22 protein-coding genes and 1 pseudogene are annotated in these 25056 nt (G+C 70.1%); 7 read left to right on the forward strand and 16 right to left on the reverse strand.

What is annotated here, in order from left to right; all coding sequences use genetic code 11:
- Window positions 1–17: 17 nt before the first annotated feature.
- The 6 genes from ACQ0O7_RS33525 to ACQ0O7_RS33550 form a co-directional block, all read right to left on the reverse strand.
- Window positions 18–2456 (reverse strand): type IV secretory system conjugative DNA transfer family protein, encoded by a 2439-nt coding sequence (locus ACQ0O7_RS33525; protein ID WP_430788188.1) that lies wholly within the window; start codon window positions 2454–2456, stop codon window positions 18–20.
- Window positions 2457–2521: 65 nt separating this feature from the next.
- On the reverse strand, window positions 2522–4330 hold the full coding sequence (locus ACQ0O7_RS33530) for a VirB4 family type IV secretion system protein (RefSeq protein ID WP_430788190.1): 1809 nt from the start codon (window positions 4328–4330) through the stop codon (window positions 2522–2524).
- Window positions 4327–5241, reverse strand: coding sequence for a PrgI family protein (locus tag ACQ0O7_RS33535; RefSeq protein ID WP_430788229.1), 915 nt, complete (start codon window positions 5239–5241; stop codon window positions 4327–4329). Before ACQ0O7_RS33535 ends, ACQ0O7_RS33530 begins: the two co-directional genes overlap by 4 nt.
- 35 nt (window positions 5242–5276) lie before the next feature.
- Window positions 5277–6173: a conjugal transfer protein TrbL family protein gene (locus ACQ0O7_RS33540; protein WP_430788231.1), complete on the reverse strand. Its 897-nt coding sequence runs from the start codon at window positions 6171–6173 to the stop codon at window positions 5277–5279.
- A gap of 20 nt (window positions 6174–6193) precedes the next feature.
- Window positions 6194–6586 carry a pilin gene (locus ACQ0O7_RS33545; RefSeq protein ID WP_430788192.1) on the reverse strand — a complete coding sequence of 131 codons (393 nt, stop codon included), beginning with the start codon at window positions 6584–6586 and terminating at the stop codon, window positions 6194–6196.
- An 836-nt stretch (window positions 6587–7422) separates the two neighbouring features.
- Window positions 7423–8277 carry a hypothetical protein gene (locus ACQ0O7_RS33550; RefSeq protein ID WP_430788194.1) on the reverse strand — a complete coding sequence of 285 codons (855 nt, stop codon included), beginning with the start codon at window positions 8275–8277 and terminating at the stop codon, window positions 7423–7425.
- A gap of 475 nt (window positions 8278–8752) precedes the next feature.
- On the opposite strand from ACQ0O7_RS33550, the gene ACQ0O7_RS33555 reads away from it, so the two are divergent.
- From ACQ0O7_RS33555 to ACQ0O7_RS33570, 4 genes are all read left to right on the forward strand, one after another.
- Window positions 8753–9673 carry a hypothetical protein gene (locus tag ACQ0O7_RS33555; RefSeq protein WP_430788196.1) on the forward strand — a complete coding sequence of 307 codons (921 nt, stop codon included), beginning with the start codon at window positions 8753–8755 and terminating at the stop codon, window positions 9671–9673.
- Window positions 9657–10631: a TRM11 family SAM-dependent methyltransferase gene (locus ACQ0O7_RS33560; RefSeq protein ID WP_430788198.1), complete on the forward strand. Its 975-nt coding sequence runs from the start codon at window positions 9657–9659 to the stop codon at window positions 10629–10631. The genes ACQ0O7_RS33555 and ACQ0O7_RS33560 overlap by 17 nt, the downstream gene beginning before the upstream one ends.
- Window positions 10632–10740: 109 nt before the next feature.
- A complete protein-coding gene (locus ACQ0O7_RS33565; protein ID WP_430788200.1) occupies window positions 10741–11295 on the forward strand; it encodes a DNA cytosine methyltransferase in 555 nt (184 codons plus the stop codon).
- A complete protein-coding gene (locus tag ACQ0O7_RS33570) occupies window positions 11270–12136 on the forward strand; it encodes a hypothetical protein (RefSeq protein ID WP_430788202.1) in 867 nt (288 codons plus the stop codon). Before ACQ0O7_RS33565 ends, ACQ0O7_RS33570 begins: the two co-directional genes overlap by 26 nt.
- A gap of 182 nt (window positions 12137–12318) precedes the next feature.
- Here the strand turns inward: ACQ0O7_RS33570 and ACQ0O7_RS33575 are convergent, their stop codons facing one another.
- Entirely contained in the window at window positions 12319–12729 is a 411-nt protein-coding gene (locus tag ACQ0O7_RS33575; protein ID WP_430788204.1) for a hypothetical protein, read from the reverse strand.
- A 289-nt stretch (window positions 12730–13018) separates the two neighbouring features.
- Here ACQ0O7_RS33575 and ACQ0O7_RS33580 point away from each other — a divergent pair, with 289 nt between their 5' ends.
- The 3 genes from ACQ0O7_RS33580 to ACQ0O7_RS33590 are packed head-to-tail and all read left to right on the forward strand — an operon-like array spanning window position 13019 to window position 15515.
- Window positions 13019–13708 carry a hypothetical protein gene (locus ACQ0O7_RS33580; protein ID WP_430788206.1) on the forward strand — a complete coding sequence of 230 codons (690 nt, stop codon included), beginning with the start codon at window positions 13019–13021 and terminating at the stop codon, window positions 13706–13708.
- On the forward strand, window positions 13705–14058 hold the full coding sequence (locus ACQ0O7_RS33585) for a DNA-binding protein (RefSeq protein ID WP_430788208.1): 354 nt from the start codon (window positions 13705–13707) through the stop codon (window positions 14056–14058). The genes ACQ0O7_RS33580 and ACQ0O7_RS33585 overlap by 4 nt, the downstream gene beginning before the upstream one ends.
- Window positions 14055–15515, forward strand: coding sequence for a tyrosine-type recombinase/integrase (locus ACQ0O7_RS33590; protein ID WP_430788210.1), 1461 nt, complete (start codon window positions 14055–14057; stop codon window positions 15513–15515). The genes ACQ0O7_RS33585 and ACQ0O7_RS33590 overlap by 4 nt, the downstream gene beginning before the upstream one ends.
- Window positions 15516–15644: 129 nt before the next feature.
- On the opposite strand, the gene ACQ0O7_RS33595 is transcribed toward ACQ0O7_RS33590, so the two are convergent.
- The 9 genes and pseudogenes from ACQ0O7_RS33595 to ACQ0O7_RS33635 form a co-directional block, all read right to left on the reverse strand.
- The gene (locus ACQ0O7_RS33595; protein WP_430788212.1) at window positions 15645–16001 is read right to left on the reverse strand and encodes a helix-turn-helix domain-containing protein; all 357 of its coding nucleotides are present in this window, start codon (window positions 15999–16001) and stop codon (window positions 15645–15647) included.
- Window positions 16002–16068: 67 nt separating this feature from the next.
- Complete coding sequence (locus tag ACQ0O7_RS33600; protein WP_430788214.1) at window positions 16069–17235, reverse strand: hypothetical protein; 1167 nt, start codon at window positions 17233–17235, stop codon at window positions 16069–16071.
- Window positions 17236–17358: 123 nt separating this feature from the next.
- Window positions 17359–17640 (reverse strand): helix-turn-helix domain-containing protein, encoded by a 282-nt coding sequence (locus tag ACQ0O7_RS33605; RefSeq protein ID WP_430788216.1) that lies wholly within the window; start codon window positions 17638–17640, stop codon window positions 17359–17361.
- 382 nt (window positions 17641–18022) lie between these two features.
- Complete coding sequence (locus ACQ0O7_RS33610; RefSeq protein ID WP_430788218.1) at window positions 18023–18616, reverse strand: GNAT family N-acetyltransferase; 594 nt, start codon at window positions 18614–18616, stop codon at window positions 18023–18025.
- A 16-nt stretch (window positions 18617–18632) separates the two neighbouring features.
- Window positions 18633–20123, reverse strand: a complete 1491-nt coding sequence (locus tag ACQ0O7_RS33615; protein ID WP_430788220.1) for an APC family permease — start codon at window positions 20121–20123, stop codon at window positions 18633–18635.
- Between the two features lie 53 nt (window positions 20124–20176).
- Complete coding sequence (locus tag ACQ0O7_RS33620) at window positions 20177–21049, reverse strand: GOLPH3/VPS74 family protein (protein WP_328463667.1); 873 nt, start codon at window positions 21047–21049, stop codon at window positions 20177–20179.
- Window positions 21050–22086: 1037 nt separating this feature from the next.
- Entirely contained in the window at window positions 22087–23544 is a 1458-nt protein-coding gene (locus ACQ0O7_RS33625) for an SAM-dependent methyltransferase (RefSeq protein ID WP_430788223.1), read from the reverse strand.
- A 247-nt stretch (window positions 23545–23791) separates the two neighbouring features.
- Window positions 23792–24184, reverse strand: coding sequence for a hypothetical protein (locus ACQ0O7_RS33630; protein WP_328463669.1), 393 nt, complete (start codon window positions 24182–24184; stop codon window positions 23792–23794).
- Between the two features lie 52 nt (window positions 24185–24236).
- Window positions 24237–24917, reverse strand: a pseudogene (locus ACQ0O7_RS33635) (SAM-dependent methyltransferase); the annotation flags it as partial.
- Between the last annotated feature and the right edge of the window lie 139 nt (window positions 24918–25056).

A 25056-nucleotide genomic window follows, 5' to 3' on the forward strand; every position in this document is an offset into this window, starting at 1 on the left:
GACAGAACGTGTTGGGCTCAGGGTTTCGGCTTCTCACCGTTCTTGCCGCGCTGCTGGCGTCCGTCGTCGGGCCGGGCCGAGAACTTGTCGACGAGTTCGTCGATGGCGCTGGTGTCCTGCGCCGGAACCCGGGTCGCGACGGCCTGCCGGATGGCGGTCGCTTCGCCGACGATCGGCTTGGGTGGCCGGGTCTTGAAGGTGAACGCCGGTGTCTGCCGGCCGGCGACGACCAGCCGGGCCGCCGCGGTGTAGGCGTCCAGGTGTGCGAGGTCGTGTTCGTCGAGCTCGGGCTGGGTGTGGCGGGCCAGGACGCGGGCGTCCTCCGGCGCCACCGAGAAGTAGATCTTGTTCCTCGCGTTCGCCGACGCCGCGGCGAGCAGGTCCTTCGGGAACTGGGCCAGGTCCTGATGCGCCAGGACCATTGACAGCCGATATTTGCGGGCCTCGGCCAGCATGCTGTCCAGGCTGCTGGCGAGGGTGAGGAAGTTCTGTGCCTCGTCGATGATCAGCGTGGCGTCGCGGCGCCGGTCCGGCTCGATGGTGGCGCGGGCGGTGGCGGCCTGCCACACCTGCGCCAGGATCAGAGAGCCGAGCAGTTTGCTGGTGTCCTCCCCCAGCTGCCCTTTCGGGATGCGCACCAGCAGGGCGCCGCCGTCGAGGACCTTGCCCATGTCAAAACTGGACTTCGGGTAGCGCATGGTGCGTTTGACGAAGTCACGCAGCAGGAACGACCGCAGCCGAGCCAGCACGGGGCCGATGACCTGCGAACGCAGGGCCGGGTTGAGCGAGTCGTACCACTGCCAGAACCCCGACAAGCCGGCCGGGTCGTCCAGTCCGACGGTCATCGCCGACCGGAACTGCGCCGAGTTGAGCAGCGGCGGGATGTGCTGCAGCGTCACGTTGGCGTGCTTGAGCAGGGTGAGGCAGGCGACGCGCATGACGTCGTCCATCCGCGGCCCCCACGCCTTGGCAAAGATGTTGCCGAAGATCGACACGATGTTGTCGACCACCAGGTCCGGGTCGTCGCCCTCGAGGGGATTGATGGTAGGCGGGTTGGGCTGATCGGGGTCGAACAGCACCACCCGATCCGCGACCGAGGCAGGCAGACGGTCGAGGATGTCCAGCACGAGATCGCCGTGCGGGTCGATCACCACGGTGCCGCGTCCGGCTTTGATGTCGTCGACGGCCATGTTCACCAGCAGCGTTGTCTTGCCCGATCCGGTCGCGCCGACCACGTGCATCTGATAGCGGGCGTCCGAGACCGCCACAGCGACCGGGTGGCCGCCGATTTCGGCGTCGCCGATCACCTTTACCCCACGCCCGCCGGCAGGGACCGCCACCGGCGCGGGCATCGACTTGGCCCGCGCCCGATCGAGGCCTGGCACGGCCAGATCCCGCGGCAGCGCGGCCAGGACGGCGAGTTCGGGGGTGGAGGCGAGGAACCCGGCGCCGAGGCGCCGGGCCGCGACCACGGCCACCGGCTGGCCCATCCGGGTGCGATGCGCGAGGCGGTTGCGGCCGGCGTAGACGGCGTACGCGGAGGCGATCGTGTCGGCGATGCCCCGTAACCGGTCGCGGGCGTGGACGCCGCCGCGTTCGTTGTCCTTGGCCACGACGTAACGGATGCCGACTGTCCACAGGCTGTGGACGGTCTTGTCCAGAATCGCGCGGACATCGCGTTCGACGCCCGGATCCCGCCGGGCCGCAGGGGTGGTGCTGCGGGCGGGTGTGCTGCGGCCAGGCAGAAAGATCTCCAGCAGGAACAGCAGCGGCGCTGCCGGGTTGATCGCCGGTATCGCGGTCTTTCCGTCGCGCAGCCGTCCGGCCGCCCTGCGTGCCCGAGCCACCCGCCTCGGTGGGGCCGGGCGGGCGAGGACCTGCACGCAGGCGTACTCGTCGTTCTTGAGCTGCGAGCCGGCCGACATCAACGCTCGCAGCGGGTCGTTGTCGTGGTCGGTGTTCAACGGCAGCCATTCCGCGGCCTGTGGCAGCAGGTGCCCGCCGGTGGCCTGCGGCATGCCGAGCGGGATCGGCGGCGCTGCGTTGCTGGTGGTGCAGGCCGCGCCCGGCCAGGCGGCACGGACTGCGGCCTCGACCGCGCCCTGCGACACGGTGCCGGGCACCCACACGCTGATGATCAGCTGGCGGCCGTTCCACGTGTACTGCCACACCACGTGCGGGCTGCCGTAAAGCAGCCGCCGTTTCACCGACGGGGTGAGGGTGCCGTGTAGGTTCGCCCACAACGCGGCCGCGGAGGCGGCGTCGACCTCCGGCGGCGGCGCGACCGTGACCAGCCGGGCGCCTTCGGCATGGCGGCGGTGCCGCCACCCGGCCAGGATGTTCTGCCCGGCGATGTATGCGATGAGCAGTCCCGCGGCGACGCCGAGCAGCCACGGCCGCTGGATCGCCCACGCTGCGGCGTCGAGGATCCACTGCGCGGGCGCGCTCGGAGGCACAATGACATCGGCGCCCGGTCCCGAAGGACCAGGCGCCGGAGTGGAGGGCGACAGCAGGGGTGGGCTCACAGGTCGGCCTCCTGGTCGTCGAGGCCTGCCAGGTCGGACGGCTTCGTGGTGGCCAGGGCGTGTTCGGCCCGCGACGAGATCGCCTCGAACGCGGTCCGATTCGCCCCGGAGATCAACAGCCCGTGGCCGACCCGGGCCGACAGCAGCATGCGCCGCTCGCCTGCGGTGAGCCCGAACGCGTCGGCGACCTTGTCGACGGCCTGCGGCGCCTGCTTGAGCAGCACCTGGGTGGCGGCGTTGCTGACGACGGCTTGGCCGAGGTCGGTGCCGAGCACGTCGGCGACGTCCTGCGTGATCACCGACAGGCCAGCGTTGCGTTTGCGGCCCGCCTTGCTCATCTTGAACAGGAACTTCGCGCCTTCGCCGTCGCGCATCAGCAGCCACGCCTCGTCCACCACGACGAGGCGGCGTACACCGAGCCCGGCTCGGCCGGGAGCGTCGACGCTGCGCCAGATCGCGTCCAGCGCGAGCAGCGTGCCGACGGTGCGCAGCTCGTCGGGCAGTTGCCGCAACGACCAGACCACCAGGTGCCCGTCAGGGCGGGTGGTGGTCGGGCCGTTGAACAGTCCGGCGAAGGAACCGGCCACCCAGGGAGCGAGCCGGGCGGCGAGCTGCGTGGCGGCCGGATCGTCGTCGCCATGCAGGACCGCGGCGAGATCGGCAAGCAGCGGGGCCGGGCGGTGGTGGGTGGCCGGGTCGGCGGTGATCCCGGCCTGCCGGTAGGTCTGCAGGATCGCCCGGTCCAGGGCCGCGCGTTCAGCCGGTGGCGGCACCTCGCCCAGCAGCACCGCGATCAGCGTGTGCAGGAACAGGCCGCGCCGGGTGAGCACGTCCGGGCGGCTGTCACCGACCGGCAGATCCAACGGGTTGATCTTCACGCCGGGGGCGCCGAGCCGCACGATGGTCCCACCTACCGCGTCGGCGAGGCGCAGGTACTCGTCCTCGGGATCGACGACGGCGACCCGCACCCCCTGGTACAGCTGGCGCAGAACGTCGAGTTTGACGAAGTAGCTCTTCCCGGCGCCGGAGCGGGCCAGCACGATGCTGTTGTAGTTCTCCTGGCTCCAGCGGTCCCACCAGACGATGCCTTCGGAGTCCGGGTTGATGCCGTAGAGCACCCCGCCGTTAGTCGCGGGGTCGCCGGGTAACGGCGCCGGCAGGTCCGCCGACGCCAGAGGGAACGCCGCAGCCAGCGCTTGCGTGTCCATGGTCCGGCGCATCTGCAGCGAATCCGCCGCCAGTGGCAGGGTGGTGGTCCAGCCGGGCAGGTGCCGCCAGGTGGCCGGCTGCACCTCGATCAGCGTCGACGCCGCAGCCGCTTTCACCTGCGCGCATGCTTCGAGGAGTTCGGCCTCGGTGCGGGCGTGCACCGTGAGGTACAGCCCGACCCGGAACAGTTTCGACACCCCCCGGGCCAGGCGTTCGGCGAGGTCGGCGGCGTCGTCGGCAGCCGCTTCGACGTACGGGTCGGCCAGTTTGCCTTTCGCCGCGTCCGAGCGCCGTGACGACTCGAACCGGGCCCGCTGGGTCCGGAGCCGGGCCGCCGCGGTCGGGGCGGGGATCGGGTCGATGTGCAGGGCCAGGTCGAGTCTGCCCGGCCAACTGAGTAGCGGTTCGAGCCAGGCTGGGCCGACTTCGGCCGGGTAGCCGGTGACCACCAGGGTGGCGGCGTAGCCGTCGCCGACGCGCAGGTAGCGGGGGGTGACCTCAACGGAGGCGGGCGCGGCGGCGGCGGCCAGCGACGAGGTCGGGCTTGCGGGCTCCTCGGGTGGGGTGCTGCCGCGTTTGCGGGTCAGTGTCTTCATGCTTTTCTCCGGGGTGCGGCCGGCGCGGGGCCGGTGATGACGGTGTGGGGGGCGGCCAGCCCGCCGGGGCGCGGCGGCCGGTAGGGGTCGGCCGCCGCGGCGAGGGCGGCGGTGGCGGCGTGCCCGTCGAGGGCGCGGGTGGTGACGCCCAACCCGCTGAGGGCACGGACGGTGCCGTCGGCGCGGCGGCGGGCAGCGTGGTCGCCGCGTTCCCCCGCGCTGGTGCGGGTGACGATCAGGACCTGCCGGCGCAGCGGATCGCGGCGTTCGGCGAGGTCGTCGAGGAACCGGGCGTGGTCGGCGGCCGCGTAGGCCAGCGCCGGATGCGGCAGGCTGTCGGCCGCTTCGGCGAGAGTGCGGGCATGCGAGTGCAGATCGACCGGCTGCGCCGACACGACGATCTGCGTCGCCGTCGACAACGAGTTGAGCCAGCGGCCGAACGTGTCGACCAGGGCGGCCTGCTCGTCGGTGGTCCGCAGCGCCAGGTTGACGCTGGTCGCGGCCACCATCGCCGCTCGGGCGCCACCGAGGGTGATCTCACCGTCGTCGGTGATCGCGCCGGCGGGCAGCTTCAGCGGCGCCGGCAGCATGACCTTCGACTTCGGTGTCTCCACCCAGTCGGGAACCTTGGCGGTGGTGTCGGTGGTCGACAGCGCTCGCGGGGCGCGGGAATGCCGGAACGCCGCGAGCAGCCACACATCCAACGGCAGTCCGTCACGGCGGCCGACCGCGAGGCCGAACACCAGACCGCCCAGCACTACGGCGCCGCCGACCAGCACAGGAATCGGGACAACATCGCGTAAGGCGTTCCAGGCGCCGTAGCCGCAGACCGCGGCGACGGCGAGGATCGCGAGCTGGCGAAAGGTCAAGCCGTAGGCGACTTTGTCGGCGGCGTCGACGTCGGCGGGCATCCTCGCCCGCACGACCTCGGAATCTCGGCGGTCGGTCATCGGAACGCCCTCCCGATGCCGGGCAGGGCCCGGCTGATCTGCTGCACGACCACGACCCGCACCACGGCGCCGAGGAAGTTGCTACCGCGCCCGCCCTCGGTGGCATAGCGGCGCACCAAGCCCGGCACCCTCACGCAGGTCCACAGCAGGACCATGACGACGAACAGGTTGAACACGCTGCCGGGCTCGACCGGCAGGCCGAGCAGCGGCAGCATGGCTTGCGGGTCCAGCAGCATCCACTGGGCGGCGAACAACACGAAACCCTGCAAAATCGGAACCGCGAGAACCCCGACGAAGGACCGCCACCACAGCCGGGCGACCGGATCGGTCTGCGGCAGTGCATGACACGCCAGCGCGATCGGGGCGCCGGCGGTCAACACCAGCGCGACCGCGAACCGGACGATCGCCGAGCAGCCGGTGGCGGCCATCAGGAACAAAATGATCGACACACAGACCAGGAACAGGATCCCCCCGGTTTCGCCGGCGGTGGTGACGTGAGTGCGCATCGCCTGGAACGCGCCGTCGGAGTCCCAGTTCTGTTCGGTCAGCGCGCCGGTGAGCGCGTTGGCCAGGTCGATCATCTGGCCGGCGATCAACTGAGAGAAGTGGGCGGTGATGAACCCGACCACGCAGCGCGGGATCAGGTCCTTGACGGTGTAGCGGGAACGTTCGTCGCCTTGGTTGGTCATGGTCAGCACCCCGGCGGCGAGGAACACGAGCACGAACACCGTGTCGACGATCCAGACGGCGCGGCCGGTCAGGGCTTGCACCTGCGGCAGCCCGGTCACGTTCGGCGTGATCAGCAGAACGTCGGTGATCACCGCGATCATGGTGTTGAGGCTGTCCAGCAGCAGTTCGGCGAACCAGTCCAGGATGCCGTCCAGCCAGCCCATCGGGTCGAGCCAGCCCATGATCAGCCCCCGACGATGCCCTGGACGACCTGCAGCAGGATCGGGGCGAGCACGGCCAGGCCGTAGCCGACCAGCGCGTTACGCAGCGCTCCCTTGGCCTTGTCGACCTGGGCCGGGTCTCCGCCGGCGGTCGCCCAGTACACCCCGGCGAGGACCGCGAAGAGGGTGGCGACGGCGGCGAGGATGCCCATGATCCAGACCTGCATGTTCGACACGACCTGCGGCAGGCTGTTCGCCGCCAGGATCACGGTGCCGGGATCGGCGTGCGCGGCGGCCGGGGTGAGCAGGATCAGTGCGGCCGCGCCCGGCGGCGCGACGTAGCGGACGGCCCGGCGGGCGGTAGTCAGTAGGTGGGTGTTCGGGGCACGCAGACGTGCCCGCGGCGTGCGGGACATGAGTGGTCACCTCCCGCCGCGCACCCACCAGCAGGCGGGTGCGCGGCGATTGCTCGAAACGGCGGAAAGGGCCGCCGCCGGGCGTCCGAGGCGAAGGGACGGAGGCGAGGTGAGCCGGGATTGTCTCGGGAGGAGCTCGTCCTCCCTGTTCGGGTTCGCAAGTGATGAGGTGTCAGCGCATCAAGGGCGCGGCACCCGAGAACGTCCCCGGGCTCACGTCGCCCGGCCCTCGAAGGCTCGGGGCTCGGCGGCGGGCGGAGACCGGGCGCCGGTGTTTCCGGTGCCGTGGCGGTTCCGCACCCTCAAACCGGGGTTTGTGCGCTGTGGCGAACACTTGGCTGTCTGACACGGGACTGACAGGTTTCTAACGGCTCTGACAGTGCAGGTCAGGGCCGCTTTCCTGGCAGCCGGTGGATGGCATGGCGGCTGACAAGGGACTGACAGCGACGAGGTGCAAGGCCGCTGTCAGAGCCGTGCGAGGCGGCCGCGAGCCTGAAACCGTTGACCGCGCCCGTGTGTTGCCGGTTTGCGACAGTCGAGGCCGTCATCCCGCTTGGCTGCGGTGAGGCCGACAACCCGTCGCGGCACCAGGACATGCGAGCGGGCGGGACGGGGCAGCGTGGCCGTCTTCAGCGGTGGGGGCCGCGATGCCGGTTCGCCGGGCATTCCCCCGGCCGCCGCCGGCCGGCAGCGCGTCGGTGGACGTTACCGGGCCGGGGCGGGTCCTGCCGCTGCGCCGACGCGGGTGGCCTTGACCGCGGCCCGGCGTGTGCGCCGCAGAAGGAAGCGGGCCCGACGAAGGCGTCGGGCCCGCTGGCTGGTGGTGCGAAAGGTTCTCAGGCGGCGATGAGCCGCTGTGGTGCGGCGGTGCGGCCGGCGCGGATCCGGGCGCGCTGCTTGGCGCGTTGTTCCAGCTTTTCGCGCAGCTGCGGCGAGGTGGCTTCCTCGAGCATGCCGTCGCTGACGGCTTCGGCGATGCGGGCGTCGATGCGTTCGACGCGGCGGCGCAGGGTGGCGACTGGTAGGCCGAGGCGGGCTGCGATCGGCTCGATAGCCCGGTTGCCGAGCCGCAGATCGATGTAGGGCTGTTCGTCTTCCGCGTCGACGATGCCGAGTTCGACAGCGCGGCGTACCAGCAGGTCCGGATGCCCCCACGGCCGTCGCGGGGTCCGCGGCCCGGTGACATGTTCGAGGATCTCCTCCGGGAGCGGGATCGCTTCGGCGCCGTCGCGCTGGTGCAGCTCGTGGCCGGCGCGCCACGCGGCCCGGCACAGCGACGCGTACGGCGCCGGCCGGGCCAGATCGACCCGGTCGCGCAGCGCGGTTAGGAAACCCGTGAGGATCTCGGCATCCAGATCGTAGGCGTCGCCGCCCCAGCCGCGGCGCAGCTGACCGGCGTAGCGGCGCAGCGACGGCAACGCGAGAGCGGTCGCGGCGATCACCCAGGCCGGGCCGTCGAGGCGGGCGCGGCGGATCAGCTCGCGCCAGACAGCGTCGCGTGCCTCGTAGGAGCGCGGGTGCTTGAGCAGCCAACGCCGTAGCGCAGGCAGGCTGGGCCTGCCGGTGGGCAGGTCGGTGCCGTCGCGTAACGGCTCCAGGTCGAGCAACAGCGGCTGCGGTCCGGAGGTCAACGCGTGGAAGGCGGCGTCGACGGCGTCCAGCGGCGAGTCGGGCCAGTCGGTGGCATTCATGCGGGTGAACTCCTGGAATCAAGGCGGTGGGCTCGCCGAGGGGCCGTGCCCGTCGAGGGCCCGGCCGTGCACGGCATGTCGCTGATTGCGCCACGAGCGGCTGACACTGTTCCAACACCGCAGGTCAGCTTTCACGGGCGAGGTGGTTGCACGGCGAAGCGGCGCCCTCTGCCGGCCCGCGTCTATCTGACGCCCGTCTGACACTGTTCTGACAAACCGGCGTTGACCTGCACTTACTCGTCGCGGTGTCGTGTCAGTCGTTGGGGTGCCAACGGCTAACAAGAATCTGACAGCGGCCTATCGCGGGACTCGCCGCGTCTGACAGACGCCTGACAGCCCGCGCCGACGTGCCCGGCGTTCTGGGCATGCGGGCGGCGTCAGAAAAGCGTCAGACCGGCGAGTGTTCGCCACAGCGCACAAAACCCGGTTTGAGGGTGTCAGCGCATCACGGCGCGGCGCGGAGCCCAGCCACTTCATGAGCGAGCACACGCCGCAGCACCACACCGACCCGTCCGCCTCCGCCGACCCGGCCGCGCTCGACGCGGCCCCGACCGACCTGATCGCCGGCGACCCGCCGGTCCCGATCACCGTCTGGCGTACCGCCCGAACCGACGCCGACGCCGGCCGCAGCATCGGCGCCCGGCTCGCGGCCCGGCTGATCGCCGCCTACTCGCGCCCCGGTGAGATCGTCGTCGACCTCACCGACGGCCACTCCCTCACCCAGGCCTGCACGGCCGGTGGCCGACTGCACCACCCGGCCTGGTTCACCGACGCGTCCAGCCTGATCATCGGCCCGGCCACCCCGGCGCATTCGGTCGACACCGCCACCCTCCTCACCGGCGACGGCGCCGGTGAGGACGACGAGGATCTGCCGGAACTGAGCGCCTGGTTCGGTGACGACCTCACCGACCCGGACCTACACCCCGCCGGTACCCCGAACACGGAGGTTCCGGCCGACGGCTCCCTGCATGGGGCGACCAGTCTGGTCGTCGCCCGCTGGCCGCTCGACAGCGGCGACGCCGCCAACCGGGTCCGCCTGGCGTGGCTGCTGACCGCCTGCGCGCAGCTGCTGCGTCCCGGCGGCTGCCTCATCCTCGTCGTCGCCGTCCCGGCCGGCACCCCGCCGATCCCGGAGGACTTCACACCTGTCGTGCAGGCCGCCGCCGGGGTCCGGCTCGGCTACCTGCAGCACATCGTCGCCGTCGCCGCCGACACCGACGGCGACACGTTCATCTACCACGTCACCGACGAGGAACTGCTCGCCCTGGCCGACAGCACCCAGTGGCAGGCCGCACATCTGCGGGTGCACGCCGACCTACTGGTGTTCAGCCAGACCGACCGGCCAGCGCCGCGCTCCGGCACGCGCGGCCGGTGGGGCGGTGGTAGCCGTGGCTAAGCACCGTTCACCGCAGGGTCCGGGCACCCAGCCCGATACCGCTGGCGCCCGGCCGGGAGCCGGCGGGCGGCACCGCGCCTACGACGCTCAGCATCGCGCCGTCGGGCCGGACGGGCTGTCGGTGTGGGCGACTGCCCAGTCCACCGGGCCGGTCCAGCGCAAGGGCCGCTACACGGCCGAGTCGGTCAAGCACCCCGCCCGGATGCTGCCGGCGATCGCCGCGCACGCGATCGAGCACTACACCCAGCCAGGCGACCTGGTGCTGGACCCGATGTGCGGGATCGGTACCACCCTGGTCGAGGCGGTGCATGCCGGCCGTGACGCGTTCGGCATCGAGTACGAGTCGCGCTGGTCGGACATCGCCGACGCCAACATCAAGCACGCCCACACCCAGGGCGCGACCGGACGGGCCTCGGTGATCCGCGGCGACTCCACGAGCATCCTGTCGCTGGTCCCGTCAGCTCTGACCGGACAGGCGGCTCTCGTGGTGACCAGTCCGCCGTACGGGCCGACGGTGCACGGCCTGGTCGAGCCCGGCGAAGGCGGGGTCCGCAAGTCCGACAACTCCTACAACGACGGCACCGACCGCGGCAATCTCGCCTACCGCGACCTGACCGGGCTGGCCGACGGGTTCGCCTTGATCCTGGCCGGCTGCCGCACGCTGCTGCGCCCGGGCGGTGTGGTGGTGGTGACTGCCCGGCCGTGGCGCAAACACGGCCAGCTCGTCGACCTGCCGTCCGCGGTCATCGGCGCCGGTGTGCGGGCCGGGCTCATCCCGGTGGACCGGTGCGTGGCACTGCTGGCAGCGGTCCGTGACGACCAACTGGTCGCCCGGCCCAGCTTCTTCCAGCTGCAGGCGGTCCGGAAGGCACGCCGGGCCGGTACGCCGATGCACCTGATCGCGCACGAGGACGTCCTGGTGTTTCAGGCACCGACCGAGGGCGGGGTGGTTACGTGACCGGACCCCTCGCCCGATTTCTCTCGCTGGGCGCCGGCATCCAGAGATCGGCGCTGTTGCTGCTCGCCGTACAGGGATCCGGGAACCGGGTCGGGCTGCGGGAGGTGGCGTGATTGAGCCGTCCGCAGCCGGTTCCGGGCAACTCCGGATCGGATCGCTCTGCACCGGGTTCGGCGGGCTCGACCTCGCCGTCGAAGCGGTCCTCGGCGGTCGGCTCTGCTGGTACGCCGAGACCGACCCGCACGCCCAGAAAGTCCTCGCCGAGCGGTGGCCGGGCGTCGTCAACCTCGGCGACATCCGCACCGTCGACTGGAGCACGATCGAGCCGGTCGACGTCGTCACCGCCGGGTTCCCCTGCCAGGACATCTCCAACGCGGGGAAACGCGCCGGCATCACCGGCCGGCATTCCAGCGTCTGGACGGCGGTCGCCGACGCCATTCGCGCGCTTCTACCCCCGCTGGTGTTCGTGGAGAACGTGGCCGCGCTCCTCCGGCGTGGCTTCGACGTCGTCCATGCCGACCTGGCCGCGAGCGGGTACGACTCAAGGTGGATATGCCTACGCGCATCCGACGTCGGTGCCGCCCACCGTAGAGATCGGCTGTTCCTGCTGGCCATCCGGCGCGACCTCGCCGGGGCCGGTGCTGCCGACGCCGTGCGCTCGTGACGGCAAAGGGCCCGGCCACCCGTACGGGCTGCCGGACCTGATCGAGCCGGGCGGTAGCCGCAATCCGCTGCTGCCCACCCCGACCGCCGTCACTTACGGCTCGAACAAGTCCGTGTCGGCTGGGGCGGTCCGCCGGCCGGGCTTGGCGCAGCTGGCCGGCAGGTTGTTGCCGACCCCGACGGTGGCCGACAGCCGCAGCTCGGCCAACGCCACCGCCGGACGCACCAAACCGGCAACCGGGCACGTCGGTCACACCCTGACCGACGCCACCCGGCTGCTGCCGACACCGCGGGCCAGCGACACCGGCACCCCTGGCCGGCGTGCCGGCGAAGGGTTCCGGCCACCGCTGTCGCAAGTGCTGCTACTGCCGACCCCGCGCGCCACCGACGGGGAGAAGGGCTGTCCCGGGCAGCGAGGCAGCCACGGCGATCTCACCCTGCCGTCGGCGGCCGTCCGCGTCCGGATGCTGCCCACTCCACGGGCCAGCGACGGGCACGGCATCTGTGTGCACGGCGACGGCGGCGCCGATCTGGTCACCGCGGTCGCCGCGCTCGGCGAACCCGACGAACAGCGGTGGGGTGTCTACGCCCTGGCGGTCGCGCGGTGGGAGGTCCTGCTGGGTAGGCCGGTGCCGGAACCGACCCAGCCGGGCAAACACGGACGGCCGGTGCTGGCCCCGCCTTTCGTCGAATGGTTGATGGGCCTCGATCAGGGTTGGGTCACCGGCATGGACCTGCCGCGCACCGGGGCGCTGCGGGTGCTCGGCAACGGCGTGGTCTGGCAGCAGGCCGCGGTCGCGCTGCGCATCCTGCTATGTCCGGATCGGTGGGCTCGTGAGTAGCCCCGGGCTGGCTGCGTGGCGGTATCGCACCGAAAGGAGAGATATCTCGGCTGCATAGCCACAGCCGAGGCGGTGGCTCCTAGCCGAAAGTCTGGTGCGCCGCCTTCCAGGCAGGAAATCCGAACCGGGGATGGGATCGCCCGCACCAGGTGCCGGCGATCCCATCTCTTCCGTGGGGGCGATTACACCCCGACCGGCTCCACGGCGGTCATCGGCGATGACTCGCTGTCGATCGCGAGGTGGTTGCGGGCGTCACTGAGTTCCGATCGGACCTGCCGCAGCAGGTCACGTGCCCTCCCCATCGCCTTGCCTCCGGCGGTGGAGAAGTCACCCACGTACAGATCGAGGTGGCCGCCGACCCGGTGCAGGACCTCCGTGGTCTGCTCCATCGCGGCCACGGCATCCAGCGGCGGATAGATCGCGTTGACCTCCATCGCCCGCAGCGTGAACCGGGCGGAGGCGACGAGCCGGGACAGAGCCTCTGGCACCACGTGCTCGTCCTCCGGATCGATCGTGATTGTCTGCGCCGGTGCTGCCGACTCGACCGGCTCGGCGGCGACCGTGGGTGGCGAGTCAGCGCTCACAACATCCATGTCTTACTCCTGACAAGTGGTGCGGCGGCGTGCGAGATCCGCGCGCCGACACCGGATCCGATCCGGCGCGACACCATGAACCGCGCCCTTGCCGAACAGTTCAAGTGCACTGCCACACCACTTCGACCAGGCCTTTGCGTCGCGTACAGGCCGTGTCGTCGGACCACACCGATCAGCGCGTGTCACGACGAAGACGGCCGCTGATCTTCCCGTTTCGTTTCGCTCGCCGGGCGGGCGCCCTCTTCGCAGGGGGTGCCCGCCCGGCTTTCTCGTTCCCGGAAGGCATCCCATGACCAGGACCGACGAGTCCACCCTGCACCATCGTCCCTTCGCGACCCTGCTGCGCCCCAGCACCGACGACGCCACGATCACCGCCGGCACCATCCGGGCGGAGATCCGCGCCCTCGTCGCCCGGGGCGCCCTGAACCACCGTGACGGCACCGACCTGCTGGCCCGGCTCGGCCTGCAGGTCCTGCCGTACCGGTGGGCCGTCGCCGTCAGCGTGCCGGTCACCGTCACCATCACCGCACCCAACAACCGGTACGCCGTCCAAGCCGGCGTCGGGCAGCTCGTCGCCGCGCTCGGCCGGCTACGCGCCGGCTACCTCACCCAGCCCGGCGCGATCACCGTCCCCACCGATCAGCCCGCCCGCCGCTCGTTGACCGGCCTGACCTACCGCCGGACCGAGGCCTGCCCCGGCTATCCCGTCGGCGGGATCTACCAGATCAGCGCCGACGCCCGGCTCGCGACCATGGTCAGCGCCGACAACGCGGCCGCCGCGCACGCCGCCGCCACGGTACGCCTGGCCGCCGAGTTCCCCCGGCTCGCCGGCATCGACGCCGACGTGCAGCGGATGCGGCACCTCGGTGCGCACCGCTTCACCGGCCTCGACGATCCGCCCACCGACATGTCGGTAGGGCCGCCCGATCCCTGCGTCGCGGCGCCGGCCTGCCGCGCGGCGAGGAGGAATTCACGGTGACGTCGCGCCAGCAGCCCTCGGAAGACGACGTCACCGCCGGTGGCCCGGTTTGGACCGAGGAACGGATCCGCGCGCTCGGTGTCATCACCGATCTACCCACGGCCGGACGCATCTTCGGCATAGGACGGGCCCAGGCCTACGACCTCGCCCGGACCGGCGAGTTCCCGGCACCGGTCATCGCGGTCGGTGCCCGCTTCCGGGTGCCCGTCGCCGGCATCCTCACCGCCCTCGGCATACCCCCCGACGGCCACGACTTGACCACGTCCGCGATGGCAAGCGTGGATCACCACGACGCAATCAGATGCGTCGTAACGCCTGGCCAACCGCCATCGGAGCAAGGAGAAACGTGAGCAGCGAAGGATCCATCACCAAGCGGTGCACCTGCAAAGATCCCGTCACCAAGAAACGGCTCAACAACAAGTGTCCGAAGCTGCGCCGCCCCGGCGGGGCGTGGAGCACCACCCACGGCGTGTGGGGCTACCAGATCGAACTGCCCACCGCCGGACCCCATCGCCGCCCGATGCGGCGCAGCGGCTTCGACGGCAAAGACGAGGCACGCGCCGAACTCGACCACGTCCGGTCGCTGCTCGACATCGCCGCAGACGACACCATCACCGCCCTGCAGATCGGCGACATGCTGCACGCCTGCAAGAGCGGCGACCCGCTGCCCAGCCGCGACGACGTCGCCGCCCGTGTCCGCGCCGGAGTCCCCGCATCGGTCGAGGTCACCACCGGCCAATACCTCAACGACTGGCTGGCCGGACGCCGTGGCCTGTCGGAGAAGACGCTGCGCGGCTACGCCGACGACATCCGCCTCTACCTCGTCCCGCACCTCGGCGACATCCCGCTGCAGCAGCTGCGGATCAGCCACGTCCAGGCCATGTTCACGGCGTTGGAGGCACGTAACACCGAAATCCGCGATGGCCGCGCCAGCCCGGATCCCGTCGTGCGTGCCCGCTATCGCGGGATCCGCCCGCGTAGCGCCACCAGCATGCGGCGGCTATTCGCCACCCTGCGGGTCGCGCTCAACCACGCCGTCCTGCCCGGTCGGCTCATCCCGTTCAACCCTGCCCTCGGGGTCGAACTCGACCCGGAGGACTCGACACCGCCGCGCGTCTGGACGCTGAAAGCGATCGAGAAGTGGAAGGCCACCGGCGAGCGGCCCAGCCCGGTAATGGTGTGGCGACCGCAGGAAGCCGGACAGTTCCTCGACTTCGCGGCACGCCACGACGCCGTCCTCTATCCGATGTTCGAGCTGATCATGCATCGTGGGCTGCGGCGCGGTGAGTGCTGCGGCCTGTCCGACTGGGACGTCGACCTCGACGAGGCAATCTTGACGGTCATCGACCAGATCACCCCGGTCGGCTACAAGCCGGTCAAGAAGAAGGTGAAGAGCCGAGCCGGGGAACGGACCGTCGCTCTCGGGCCGAAAACCGTGGTCACCCAGAAGGAGTACGTGGCGATGCGCGAGCGGTGGCGGCAGGCCAGCGGCGACGAATGGCCCGACACCAACTACTACTTCGTCCGGCCCGACGGCCAGCCGTGGCATCCGCAGACGATCAGCGACCGGTTCGACAAGCTCGTCGCCACCAGCGGCTTACCCCCGATCCGGCTGCACGACCTAAGGCACTGCGCTGCCACCTTCCTACGCGGCGGAGGTGCTGACATGAAAGAAGTCCAGGCGGTCCTCGGCCACTCCCGCCAAAGCGTCACCTCAGACCTGTACACCTCGGTGGTGCTCGAACTGCAACGCGAGCACGCCGACGCCGCCGCCGACCTCATCCCCCGCAGCGACAAGGCGGCCTGACCGCGTACTCGCGATGCCTGTCACGAGCAACGCGGACGGGTGGGTATGCGGGAATCTGACTATGGTGAGCTCGTGCCTGCCCCGGTTCCCCCGTGCCGGGGCAGGCACGATTCGTGGTTTGGGCGCCGGTCACGGCCCGGTGGTTTCCAGCGCTGCGTGGGCCGGCGACCCGGTCATGCTCCCGATTCCCGTCTGACTCGAACCACGAGCACCTGCTGCTCCCGTCCTGGCCCGGGCGGTTTGAGGCTGGCGGTGTCGGACGCCGCAGTGCGGACGGAATTCGACGCCGGCCGTTTTCATCAGGCGGTAGGCGGTGCCGTACGAGACTCCAAACTCGCTGGCGATCTGCTTGGTGGAGGGTTTGTCGTCCTCGCGGTACCGCTTGGCCATCGCGGCACCGGCCTCGGCCTGCTGCGGCTTCGACATGTTGCGCCGGGGCGTGCGGCCTGGTTCGGCGTTCGTCGTGCTGCGCTGTCGTGAACCCATCGGTTCCTCCCGAACCGTGAGGAGAAGGTGCCGCCGAGTGGTGGCGAAGAGGGTTAAACCGCGACCGTCAAGTGAGAAGGTGAATGAGGACCGCAACCGCGATCACGGGTAGCAGGACCGCAGTGGTGCGTAGTGCGGCTCGGCGGGCGCGTCGGTGGGCCAGGTACGCGGCAATCGTGTCAGTGAGCCGCTGCCGGACCGCGCTGTCGTCCGGCTGCGGCATGCGGTCGGCGGCGAGCAGGACCGCAGCATCGGGTTCGGTGAGCATCCGGCTGATCGCACCGGCTATGTCGCCGACGCGGTAGCCGGTCAGCGGATGGCGGTGTTGGGCGTCGTGGCCGTTGATGACAGGTGTGGGGGGCGGCGTGCGGGCGGGTGGTGTGGGTAGGAGCCTGGCCGGCGTCGGCAAGGCTCGGCCTTCCGAAAGGCTCCCGGATGATGTGGCCGTCAGGGGCTGGTGCTTGTGGGTGCAGACGGTGGTGCGGTGGGTGTCGATGTAGGCGGTGTCATCCGCGGCGGTCTGTGCGGTGTACGAGGCGACGAGGTCGTCCCAGGCTGTGGTGTCGCGGGCTTGGGCCAGCAGGGCGAGCAGGTGCAGGTCTTGCCTGCAGGCACGCAGCATCCGCATGAACGCAGCCAGGACAGCCGTGCCGGTGCTGGCATCAGGGTGCGGATGGTGGTGCCAGGTGTGCCAGGCGCCGGCGAGGGTGTTCAGGGCGTCGGTGCATCGGCCAGTGGCGTGCAGGCTGGTGGCGAGGTCGATGGCGGCGGTGAGCGCGCGTTGCGGCTGATGGATGCGGTATCCGGCGAGTACGCGGCGGCGCACGTCGATCGCGTCGGTGAGCAGGCCGTGCTGGTGCAGCGTGGCGCCGTACGCGTCGGCGGCGGCGAGCCGTCGCGGGTGTCCGCACGGGTAGAGGACGTGGCTGGCGTGGTAGGCGTGGTGCGCGGCCCGCATCTGGTCGGTGCCGGTGGCGAGTGTGGCGAACAGCGTGCAGGCGTCGATGAGTTCAGGCTCGGTGAGAACCTGCGTCAAGTCGGCGGTGGTGACGTACGGGCGCAGTGTGGTGGCAGCTTCAGTAGGACGCCCGGTGGTGCTCAGGAGCAGCGCGGTCATGACGGCCTTCGACAGGTCGCCGACCTCGCCGGCAGCGGGCGCGGCGTTGACCGCCGCCGAGCCGTCGGTGACGGGTTCGGCATGAGGTGGGAGCGATGATCGGCGTTTCGGTGCCACGACGGTCCTTTCTCGGCGGGACGTTGACGGCCGCGGGCCGGTGCCTGGTTGAGCGGGTACAGCGATCTGAGCGCGGGGTGTAGGCCGTTGTGGTCGGAGGTGACTGGGTGCGGTGATCGAGGTTCACGGGTGGGGGCCGGTGAGCCGGGCGGTGCGGCCGTTGGCGGGTCGGCGTGTCACACCGGCTTCCTCGAGCAGGTTCCAGACGAACCCGTATGAACGGTCGAACTGTGCAGCGATGGCGCGGATCGACAGGCGGCGTCCCGCGCCGGGTGTGGGCTGGTAGAGCTGCACGGCTTGCCGGCGCAGGTCGTCGCGGGCTTGGCCGGTGACCGGGGTAGAGACGCGGCGGGGCTTACCGGGGCGCTGTGCCTCAGTGGTGGTCGCGCGGGCGGGCTCGGGCATCGTGGGCTCCCGGTATGGCATGGCGAGGCGGGTGGTGTGCTCCCGTTTCGGGTTGAGTTGCCGATGGCTGGGGTGGGCGGTGCGCTCCGGCCTTGGGGGCAAGGGATTGAGCGCACCGCCCCGGCAGCACGTCGGGTCGGCTGCCGTGACCGCGCAGCGCTGGGACAGCGGGCGGAGTGAGGTCCCGCTTGGCGGTCGTCGGTGCGCCGAACGGTCTCCGCTCGGAGGCGTCCAGCACGGGCTTGCTTGTTACTGGAGTGGTGGTTGGCCGGGGCTGTCGGTGTGGTCAGTGGCGATGATGAGCAGCGGAACTCAGCCGAGGAGATCTCGGCGAGGAAGCCGCCTGACGGTGTACCCCGGCAGGCGGGACCGGGGTGGCGTGTTAGCCGTTGGCGACCGGCCGCCACATGCGATAGAGGACCGTGTCGCCGTCGACGGCGATGGTCGGCGGGGTCATGTCGGTGTAGCCGTGGCGGTGGTAGAGCCGCTGGTTGTCCGGGCTCGTGGCTTCGAGGTACGCGGGGATGCCATCCGCGTCGAGTTGGTTATGGGTGTGGTCCATCAGCGCGCTGCCCAGGCCCTGGCCCCACCTGTCGGGGAGCACGGCGAGGAACAGCAGGTGGAGGTGCGGGTCGCGGGGGTGGCTTGAGTCCATCTGGTGGTCGAGGTGCTCGAAGCGGGGCAGGTCGTCGCCGGCCAGGTCGGCCAGGTGCTTGGCGTAGTTCTCGGGCTCGGTGACCTCGCCGGTGCGGTCGAACCAGACGGCGGCGGCGGTGGCGTCTTCGGTCATGACGACCTGCCCGGCGCCGCCGATGGCGTGCTGGATGTAGAGCCGGTACCAGGCCCGGGAGACCGGTAGGCGCCGCTGGTCGTCGGGGACGAGGTAGTGGATGACGGGCATGTGCTGGAAGGAGGCCGCGACGATGTCGGCGACGGTGTCGACATCGGTGGGGCCGGCGATACGCAGTGCGCTCATGATCGGTGCCTTTCGGTTAGAGGATGGTGGACAGGCCGGAGGCGCTGGCGGTGGCGCTGCGGGTGCCGCGGCCGATGCCCGCGTAGACCTGCGGGTTGGCGTACTTGAGGCCCAGTCCCCAGAAGGTGCCGCCGATGAAGACGAGCAGCAGGGTGATCGGGACGACGCGGGCCGGGCCGGTGCCGGGGTCGACGCCGAATAGGCCGGGCAGGTTGTCGATCGCGAGCCAGGAGACGACGAGGAGCACCGCGGTGGCGATCAGAGGGGCGATCGCCCGTTGCCACAGGTTCTCGCCGTGGGTGTTCTTGGCGAAGTACGCGACGACGGAGATGCTGGTCATGGTGTAGAGGAGCAGGATGCCGAAGCCGCCTGCGGTGGAGCCCCAGTAGAAGAGCTGGACGAGTGGATCCCAGCCGGCGACCGCGTAGGCGATAAGCACGACCAGTGCGAGTACGGTCTGGGCCAGTGACGCGTTGCGCGGGGCTCCCTTGATCGTGGTGCGGCCGAACACTCGCGGCAGGACTCCTTCGCGGCCGAGGGCGAAGACGTAGCGGGCGATGGCCTGGTGGAAGGCGATCGCTGCGGCGAGCGTGCCGGTGCCGAGCAGGATCTTGCCCAGCGTCACTGAACTCTGCCCGAGTGCCACCGCGGCCTGGTTGAAGAACAGGTTGTCCGCTTCGGTGGCCGCGCGGTCGAGGATCTGCGGCCCGCCGGCGGAGATCTGCACCCAGGAGCCGAGCCAGTAGACGGCGGCGATCGTGGCGATGGTGACGTAGGTGGCGACCGGGATGGTGCGCTTGGGGTTCTTCGACTCCTCGATGTAGACCACCGACTGCTCGATGCCGGCGAACGAGGTCGCGCCGAGGATGACCAGCACGCCGAGCATCGGCCCGGACAGGTCGCCGACCGACATCGCCGCACCGTTGAACCTGAACCCGTCGCTGAGCATGATGGCGAGGCTGTAGAGCGCGACCAGAATCGTTTCGGCGACGACGAGGAAGACCAGGACGTAGCCGGAGACCTTGATCTCGTTCGCGCCGAGGAGTGCCACCAGGGCCCAGGCGAGCAGGGCGGGGATGAGCCAGGGCACGTCGAAGCCGAGCCAGTCCGACAGCAGCGGGGCGCCGATGGCGGCGGAGAATGCGCCGTAGCAGCAGAGCTGGAAGCTGTTGTAGGTGGCCAGGGCGAACCAGGAGGTGCCGACGCCGGCGGGTCGGCCGAGGCCGTGGGCGACGTAGGCGTAGAACGCGCCGGCGTTGGGGATGTGGCGGGCCATCGCGAGGTAGCCGACGGCGTAGAGCATGAGGATGGCGGCGACCATGAGGATCGCGATGGGGAAGCCGATGAGACCGGTCGCGGCAGCCGCGAGGGGTACGACCAGGGTGACGACGGTCAGCGGCGCTACGGACGAGGCGATGGCGGAGCCGATCGCGAACGGGCCGAGCCGGTTGGCGGCGAGGGCGTTCGCCACGCTCGCTTCGCGGATCGGGGACGGTGATGCACGCACCGGAGGGTCCTCCTGCGACGAGGGGTTGGTTGACGGGCGGGTGGGGTGGCGGGTCAGCGCATGGCGGCCTCCCCGATGGCGGCGTCGGCGGCGCGCAGTAGTTCCCGGGACATGTCGTCGAGGCCGGTCTTCAGCTCATCGGCCAGTTGGGCGCGTTCCAGCGGGGACAGGGTCTCTAGCGCGTGGTGGTGTAAGCCGGTGGCCAGGAACAATCCGGCCAGCAGTAGCTGCATCCGGTCGAGACCACGGCCGCTCTGCACGGCGATGCGCACGCGGCTTGCCGGCGTTCCCGCCATGACGGAGTCACGCGGGACATATCGCACGGTTGACTCTCGAAACAGTCGGCGGTGTTCGTGCCGTTGGGCCAGTCCGGTGCGGGAGAGCCGGTCGACAACGCGGATCTCGGCGCGCCGGTCGTAAGACAGGTACGACATCCACTGACGTAGATCGTGACCACGTCTGCGGTGTCGGTTCTGCTCGGGCTGCTGCGCGATGCGATAGCCGTCGTCGGGTGGGTACGCCCGTTGCGGGGAACCATCGGGGTGCGGCGCCCAGACGGGACTTTCGAAGGCCTGCGTCGGCCAGTCTCCGCCCGGGTGCGGCTGGCGCCACCCTTGGTGAGAGTCGGTCGGTGCGCGGGGACGCGGGGGTATCGGCTGGGCAGCGGCCGGCGGCCAGGTGGACTCCTCCGCCGCCATTTTGTCGAGCAGGGGCCGCAGCGCGGGATCGTCGGTACCGGCGCCGTCGATGCGGAACAGCTCGCCGTCACGAATCTCCAGGCAGCCGTAGTGAACGAGTTCGCCGAGCAACGCCGTGGCTAGGCCGACCCCGAGTGACCACTCGCCGACGCGTGGTTTGCCGTCGAGGCTGTCGTGCGCCGCAAGCCACAGACAGTCGGCGAGCCGTTGCGGCTGCACTGACGACATGACGAATCTCTCCCCATAGATGCAGAAACGGCAGCGAACCGGGATATGCCATCGACCTGGCGACAGGCGGTGCCCCCGACGCCGGGGCGACATGGCAGAGGCGGGCGGGCACGCCGCCAACCGCGGCACCAGTGAATCGGCGTGCCCGCACCTCTGGGCCGGCTCTCCGAAGGAGCCGGAGCATGAACAGGCCCGGGGGCCGGTATTGCAGTGACGCACCGTGTGCCGTGAGGGCAGCGGTGATGATTGCGGCGGCCCGTCCAGGCGAGGGCGGGCGGGTGCATCCTGTGCTGTCGGCGCCTCGAGACCGGCGACGTTTAGCCGGGGCTGCATCGCCCACCAGGGCCTTTTCGGTCCAGTACTTCCGGGACATACGGCGGTACGGCGCGGTAAGAGCGCTTCGCCGCAGTAGGGAAACACGAGGAACCTCTCAATGAGAAGCGGTGCCGGTCTGACAATGCGGGCTTCGGGTGTCCCCTGTCGGCGCCCTTGACCGATGAGGTGCATCGGCCCCCGAAGCGCAGGCACAAGGTCCACCATCTCGCTTGGAGCCCATCAGCAATTTCACCGATAATTGGGCACTGACATCTCCAAGCGCATTTAAGGATCACAGGTGCATCGACTGGAGGAAATACCAGAGCGATGTGCATCCGCGATGCCAGATCAACATCCATATAGCTTCAAGCAGGGAGGTAACGGAACCGAAACGCTTTCAGAGGTGACTTCACCCGGCATGGGGAATCCGCTCGCTTAGCTGCGCGGAGGCACCTTCCGCGCGCCAGCGTGTCCAAGATTGACCGCCGGTTCGAGTTCCGGCCCACTCAGGCTTTCCTCTGGCGCCGGCGCCATACGAAAGCGCGGAACGTGTCGGCATGCGACTGACTCACCGGAAGGTGGAGGTGGTGCGGGAGTCCAAGAGATGCCGCCATTCGCGCAGGAGCCTTTTGTCGCCGGGAGAGGCACTTACGGCGACGCTATTTGAGACGCCGATAAGAGCGACGGAATTGTGCCTTTCCGTGCTGTAAGCCCGTTCGTCGCTACGGCGTGGATCGTGGCCCAAGGTGCCCGACCACGCCGTAGAGGCCCACGTGCCCAGCCGTGGGCCCCTTGGCCAGCTCGTCGTCCGGGCGCCAGTCGCTGACGGCGACGAGCCCTGGCTCCACAATCTGCAGGCTGGCGACGAAGGTCGCGATCTGATCTCTCGTGCGGGTGCGGACGTCGATGTCGCCCGCGGCGTACATCGTCTCGTATGCGGCGGCGTCTTCGGCGCACATGAAGTCGTGTGTGCCATGCGAGATGATCAGGAAGCTGCCCGGGGCGGCGGCGTCCAGCAGGGCACGCACGGCCCGCTGCGCCTCGGCCAGGTCGGGGACGTAGTGCAGCACCGCTGCCAGCACGATGCCCAGCGGTTCGCGCAGGTTGAGGATGGCCGGCAAGTCCGGGTGTTGCAGGATCTGCTCGGGACGGCCCAGGTCCGCCTCGAGATAGCCAATGCGCCCTGCCGGGTTGCCGACGGTCAAGGCTCGCGAGTGCGTTCCGACGATCGGGTCGTTGTCGACGTAGAGCACCCGGGCGTCGGGCGTGATCCGCTGCGCGATCTCGTGGGTGTTGCCGGGAGCCGGCAGGCCGGTCCCTATGTCCAGGAACTGTCGCACACCGGCCTGGGCGACCGCGCGGACCGCCCGGCCCAGGAAGGCGCGGTTCGCCAGCGCGGCGGTCCTCACCCACGGGAACCGCTGCTCGATCGCGTCGCCGGATTCCCGGTCGGCGGGGAAGTTGTCCTTGCCGCCGAGCCAGTAGTCGTATCGACGCGCAGAATGCGGTTTGCTCACGTCCAGCCTGTTTGGCCTCCACGGTCGTGGCTGCGGCCGCCCGCCAATCATGTCGCCTGCCGCCGTACCGCCGCCGGCGACTGCGGTCGTTGCTGGGCCGGTCCGCGGCGGTGGGATGCGCCGTAGCTGGCTGGTGTCGCCGCCGCGGGTGTCACTGTTCTGGGCGGGCCCGGGTTGGCCGCTGAGTAGTGCGTCGTGGCTACGGGCGGAGGATGATCGATCGCCGGGCTGCTCGCTTGGAGTTACTCCGTCGGCTTGTTCGTCATCATCCAGTACCGGTTCCAACACTCGCGCACGATAGAACCCCAGATCGGCGTCGGACGCGACGTTGAAGAACGCGCGGAAGGCGGCACGTCGGTACCTCGATGGCCAGAAGACCTCGCCGCGTTCGTAACGGCCGAGCTCGCGTTCGTCGAGGAAACCGCCGTTGACCACCGCGAGGTCCACGCCTGGGAACAGCCCGGTCATGATCTTGTTGACGGCAGCGACGACTTCCGGCCGCTGGATGCGCGCGGCCCGGCCGTCCGGAAGCCTTTCGGTCGCGGAGGCCATGCGCAGCAGCCGCCCCACCAGCTTCTGATTCGGCTTGGCTTTGCCCTTCCCCGTGCCGTGGGCGTCCGGGCGTGCCTGGGTGGGGTAAGTGACGGCGGTCTGGGTCGGCATGGTCTTTCCCCGTCTCCTACCTGCCCGGTAAGGCTGAACCAGCTCCACCACGCAGGCTTGCGATGAACAAGGTCTTGGTGCGGCGTTGTCGGCCGCTCGCCGACTCGGCGGGCTGCGGGCCGTGCTCTCGGCTCGAGCAGGCCGGTGCGGTGACGGGACTTTCGCCGATGGCCCCTGGCCCCGGATCTCGCGCCGAGGCCGGCAACCGGTCGATGCCTATCGTCGACATCCCGCGAGCGGCTGGTTGCTACCGGCCGGGTGAGGGCGTCGCGAGCGCGTGCAGCAGTGTTTCCACTTCGTCGCCGTGAGTTCCCCGGCAGACAGCACACAGGTAGTCGAGGGAATCGGCCGGTTTCACGCTCGACGGCCGGTACAGGTGATCCCCGAAAGCGATGGGTTCCACCACGATGTACGGCATGATCTCCGCGATACCGAGGACGTCCAGCAACCCTTCGGGGACCATCCCGCCGAAGCAGAAGTGCAGCTCACGCGTGGGAAACGTCGTGAATGCGCTTTCGATGGGGATTGCCGGACGGTTACCTCCCTCGAGGCAGTGCGGCGCGTGGAAAACCACCCCCGGTGGGTAGTGCCGGCGCTCGCCTGACGTGCTGGCCGGTGTGCCGGCCGGCAGCTCGCTCATCGTCTCCTCCTTCTCGTTGCGCGCCGCCCACGAGGGTGGCTCTAGGTGTGCGTCATGGTTTGCGGGCAAGGCCGGCCCAGTAGTACGCGGCTTGCGGCTCATCGACAGGACCGTCGGGCTGCCATGCCGATACGGGCACCAGGCCCGGCTCCACGAGTTCCCATTCCCCGAAGAACCGGGCCACGTCCTGCCGGGGGCGGGCGACCAGCGTCATCCCGGCACCCGTGGCCGCCGCCACCGCCGCGTCGACCTCGGCCGCGTTGAAGTCCGCGGTCGGGTGGGTGATCGCCAGGAAGCTGCCGGAGGGAGCCCCGTCACGTAGCTCGGCGACCCGGGTCCAGGGATCCTCGGCATCAGCGAGCAGCATCAGCACGGCGATCAGGGTCAGCCCGATCGGCTCGGTCAGGTCAAGGGTTTCTTCCACCACCGGGCTGTCGAGGATCGACTTCGATTCGCGCAGGTCAGCGGCAAGATACTCGCAACGCCCCTCGGCGGTGCTGACCATCAGAGCACGAGCGTGCACGAGCACGAGCGGGTCGTTGTCGACGTACACGACTCGTGCCTGCCGATCGATCTGCTGCGCGACCTGATGGAGGTTCGGCTCCGTCGGGATGCCGGTGCCGATGTCCAGGAATTGCCGGATTCCCGCACCCGCCAGGTGACGCACTACCCGGTGGACGAACTTGCGGTTCTCGCCGGCCATGTAACGCATGCCGGGAATCGCCGCGATCATGGGCCTTACCCCCGGAACTTGGACACGGGGTTTATGCGGCTTGTGGGATGGTAGCTGATCTTTCTTGGATCCGCTCGTAGGTGATCGGGGACTGCTGTGCGAGCCGAGAATGGCGGCGGACGGTGTTGTAGCGGTGCAG

It is taken from the genome of Actinoplanes sp. G11-F43, assembly GCF_050589265.1.
Lineage (GTDB): Bacteria > Actinomycetota > Actinomycetes > Mycobacteriales > Micromonosporaceae > Actinoplanes.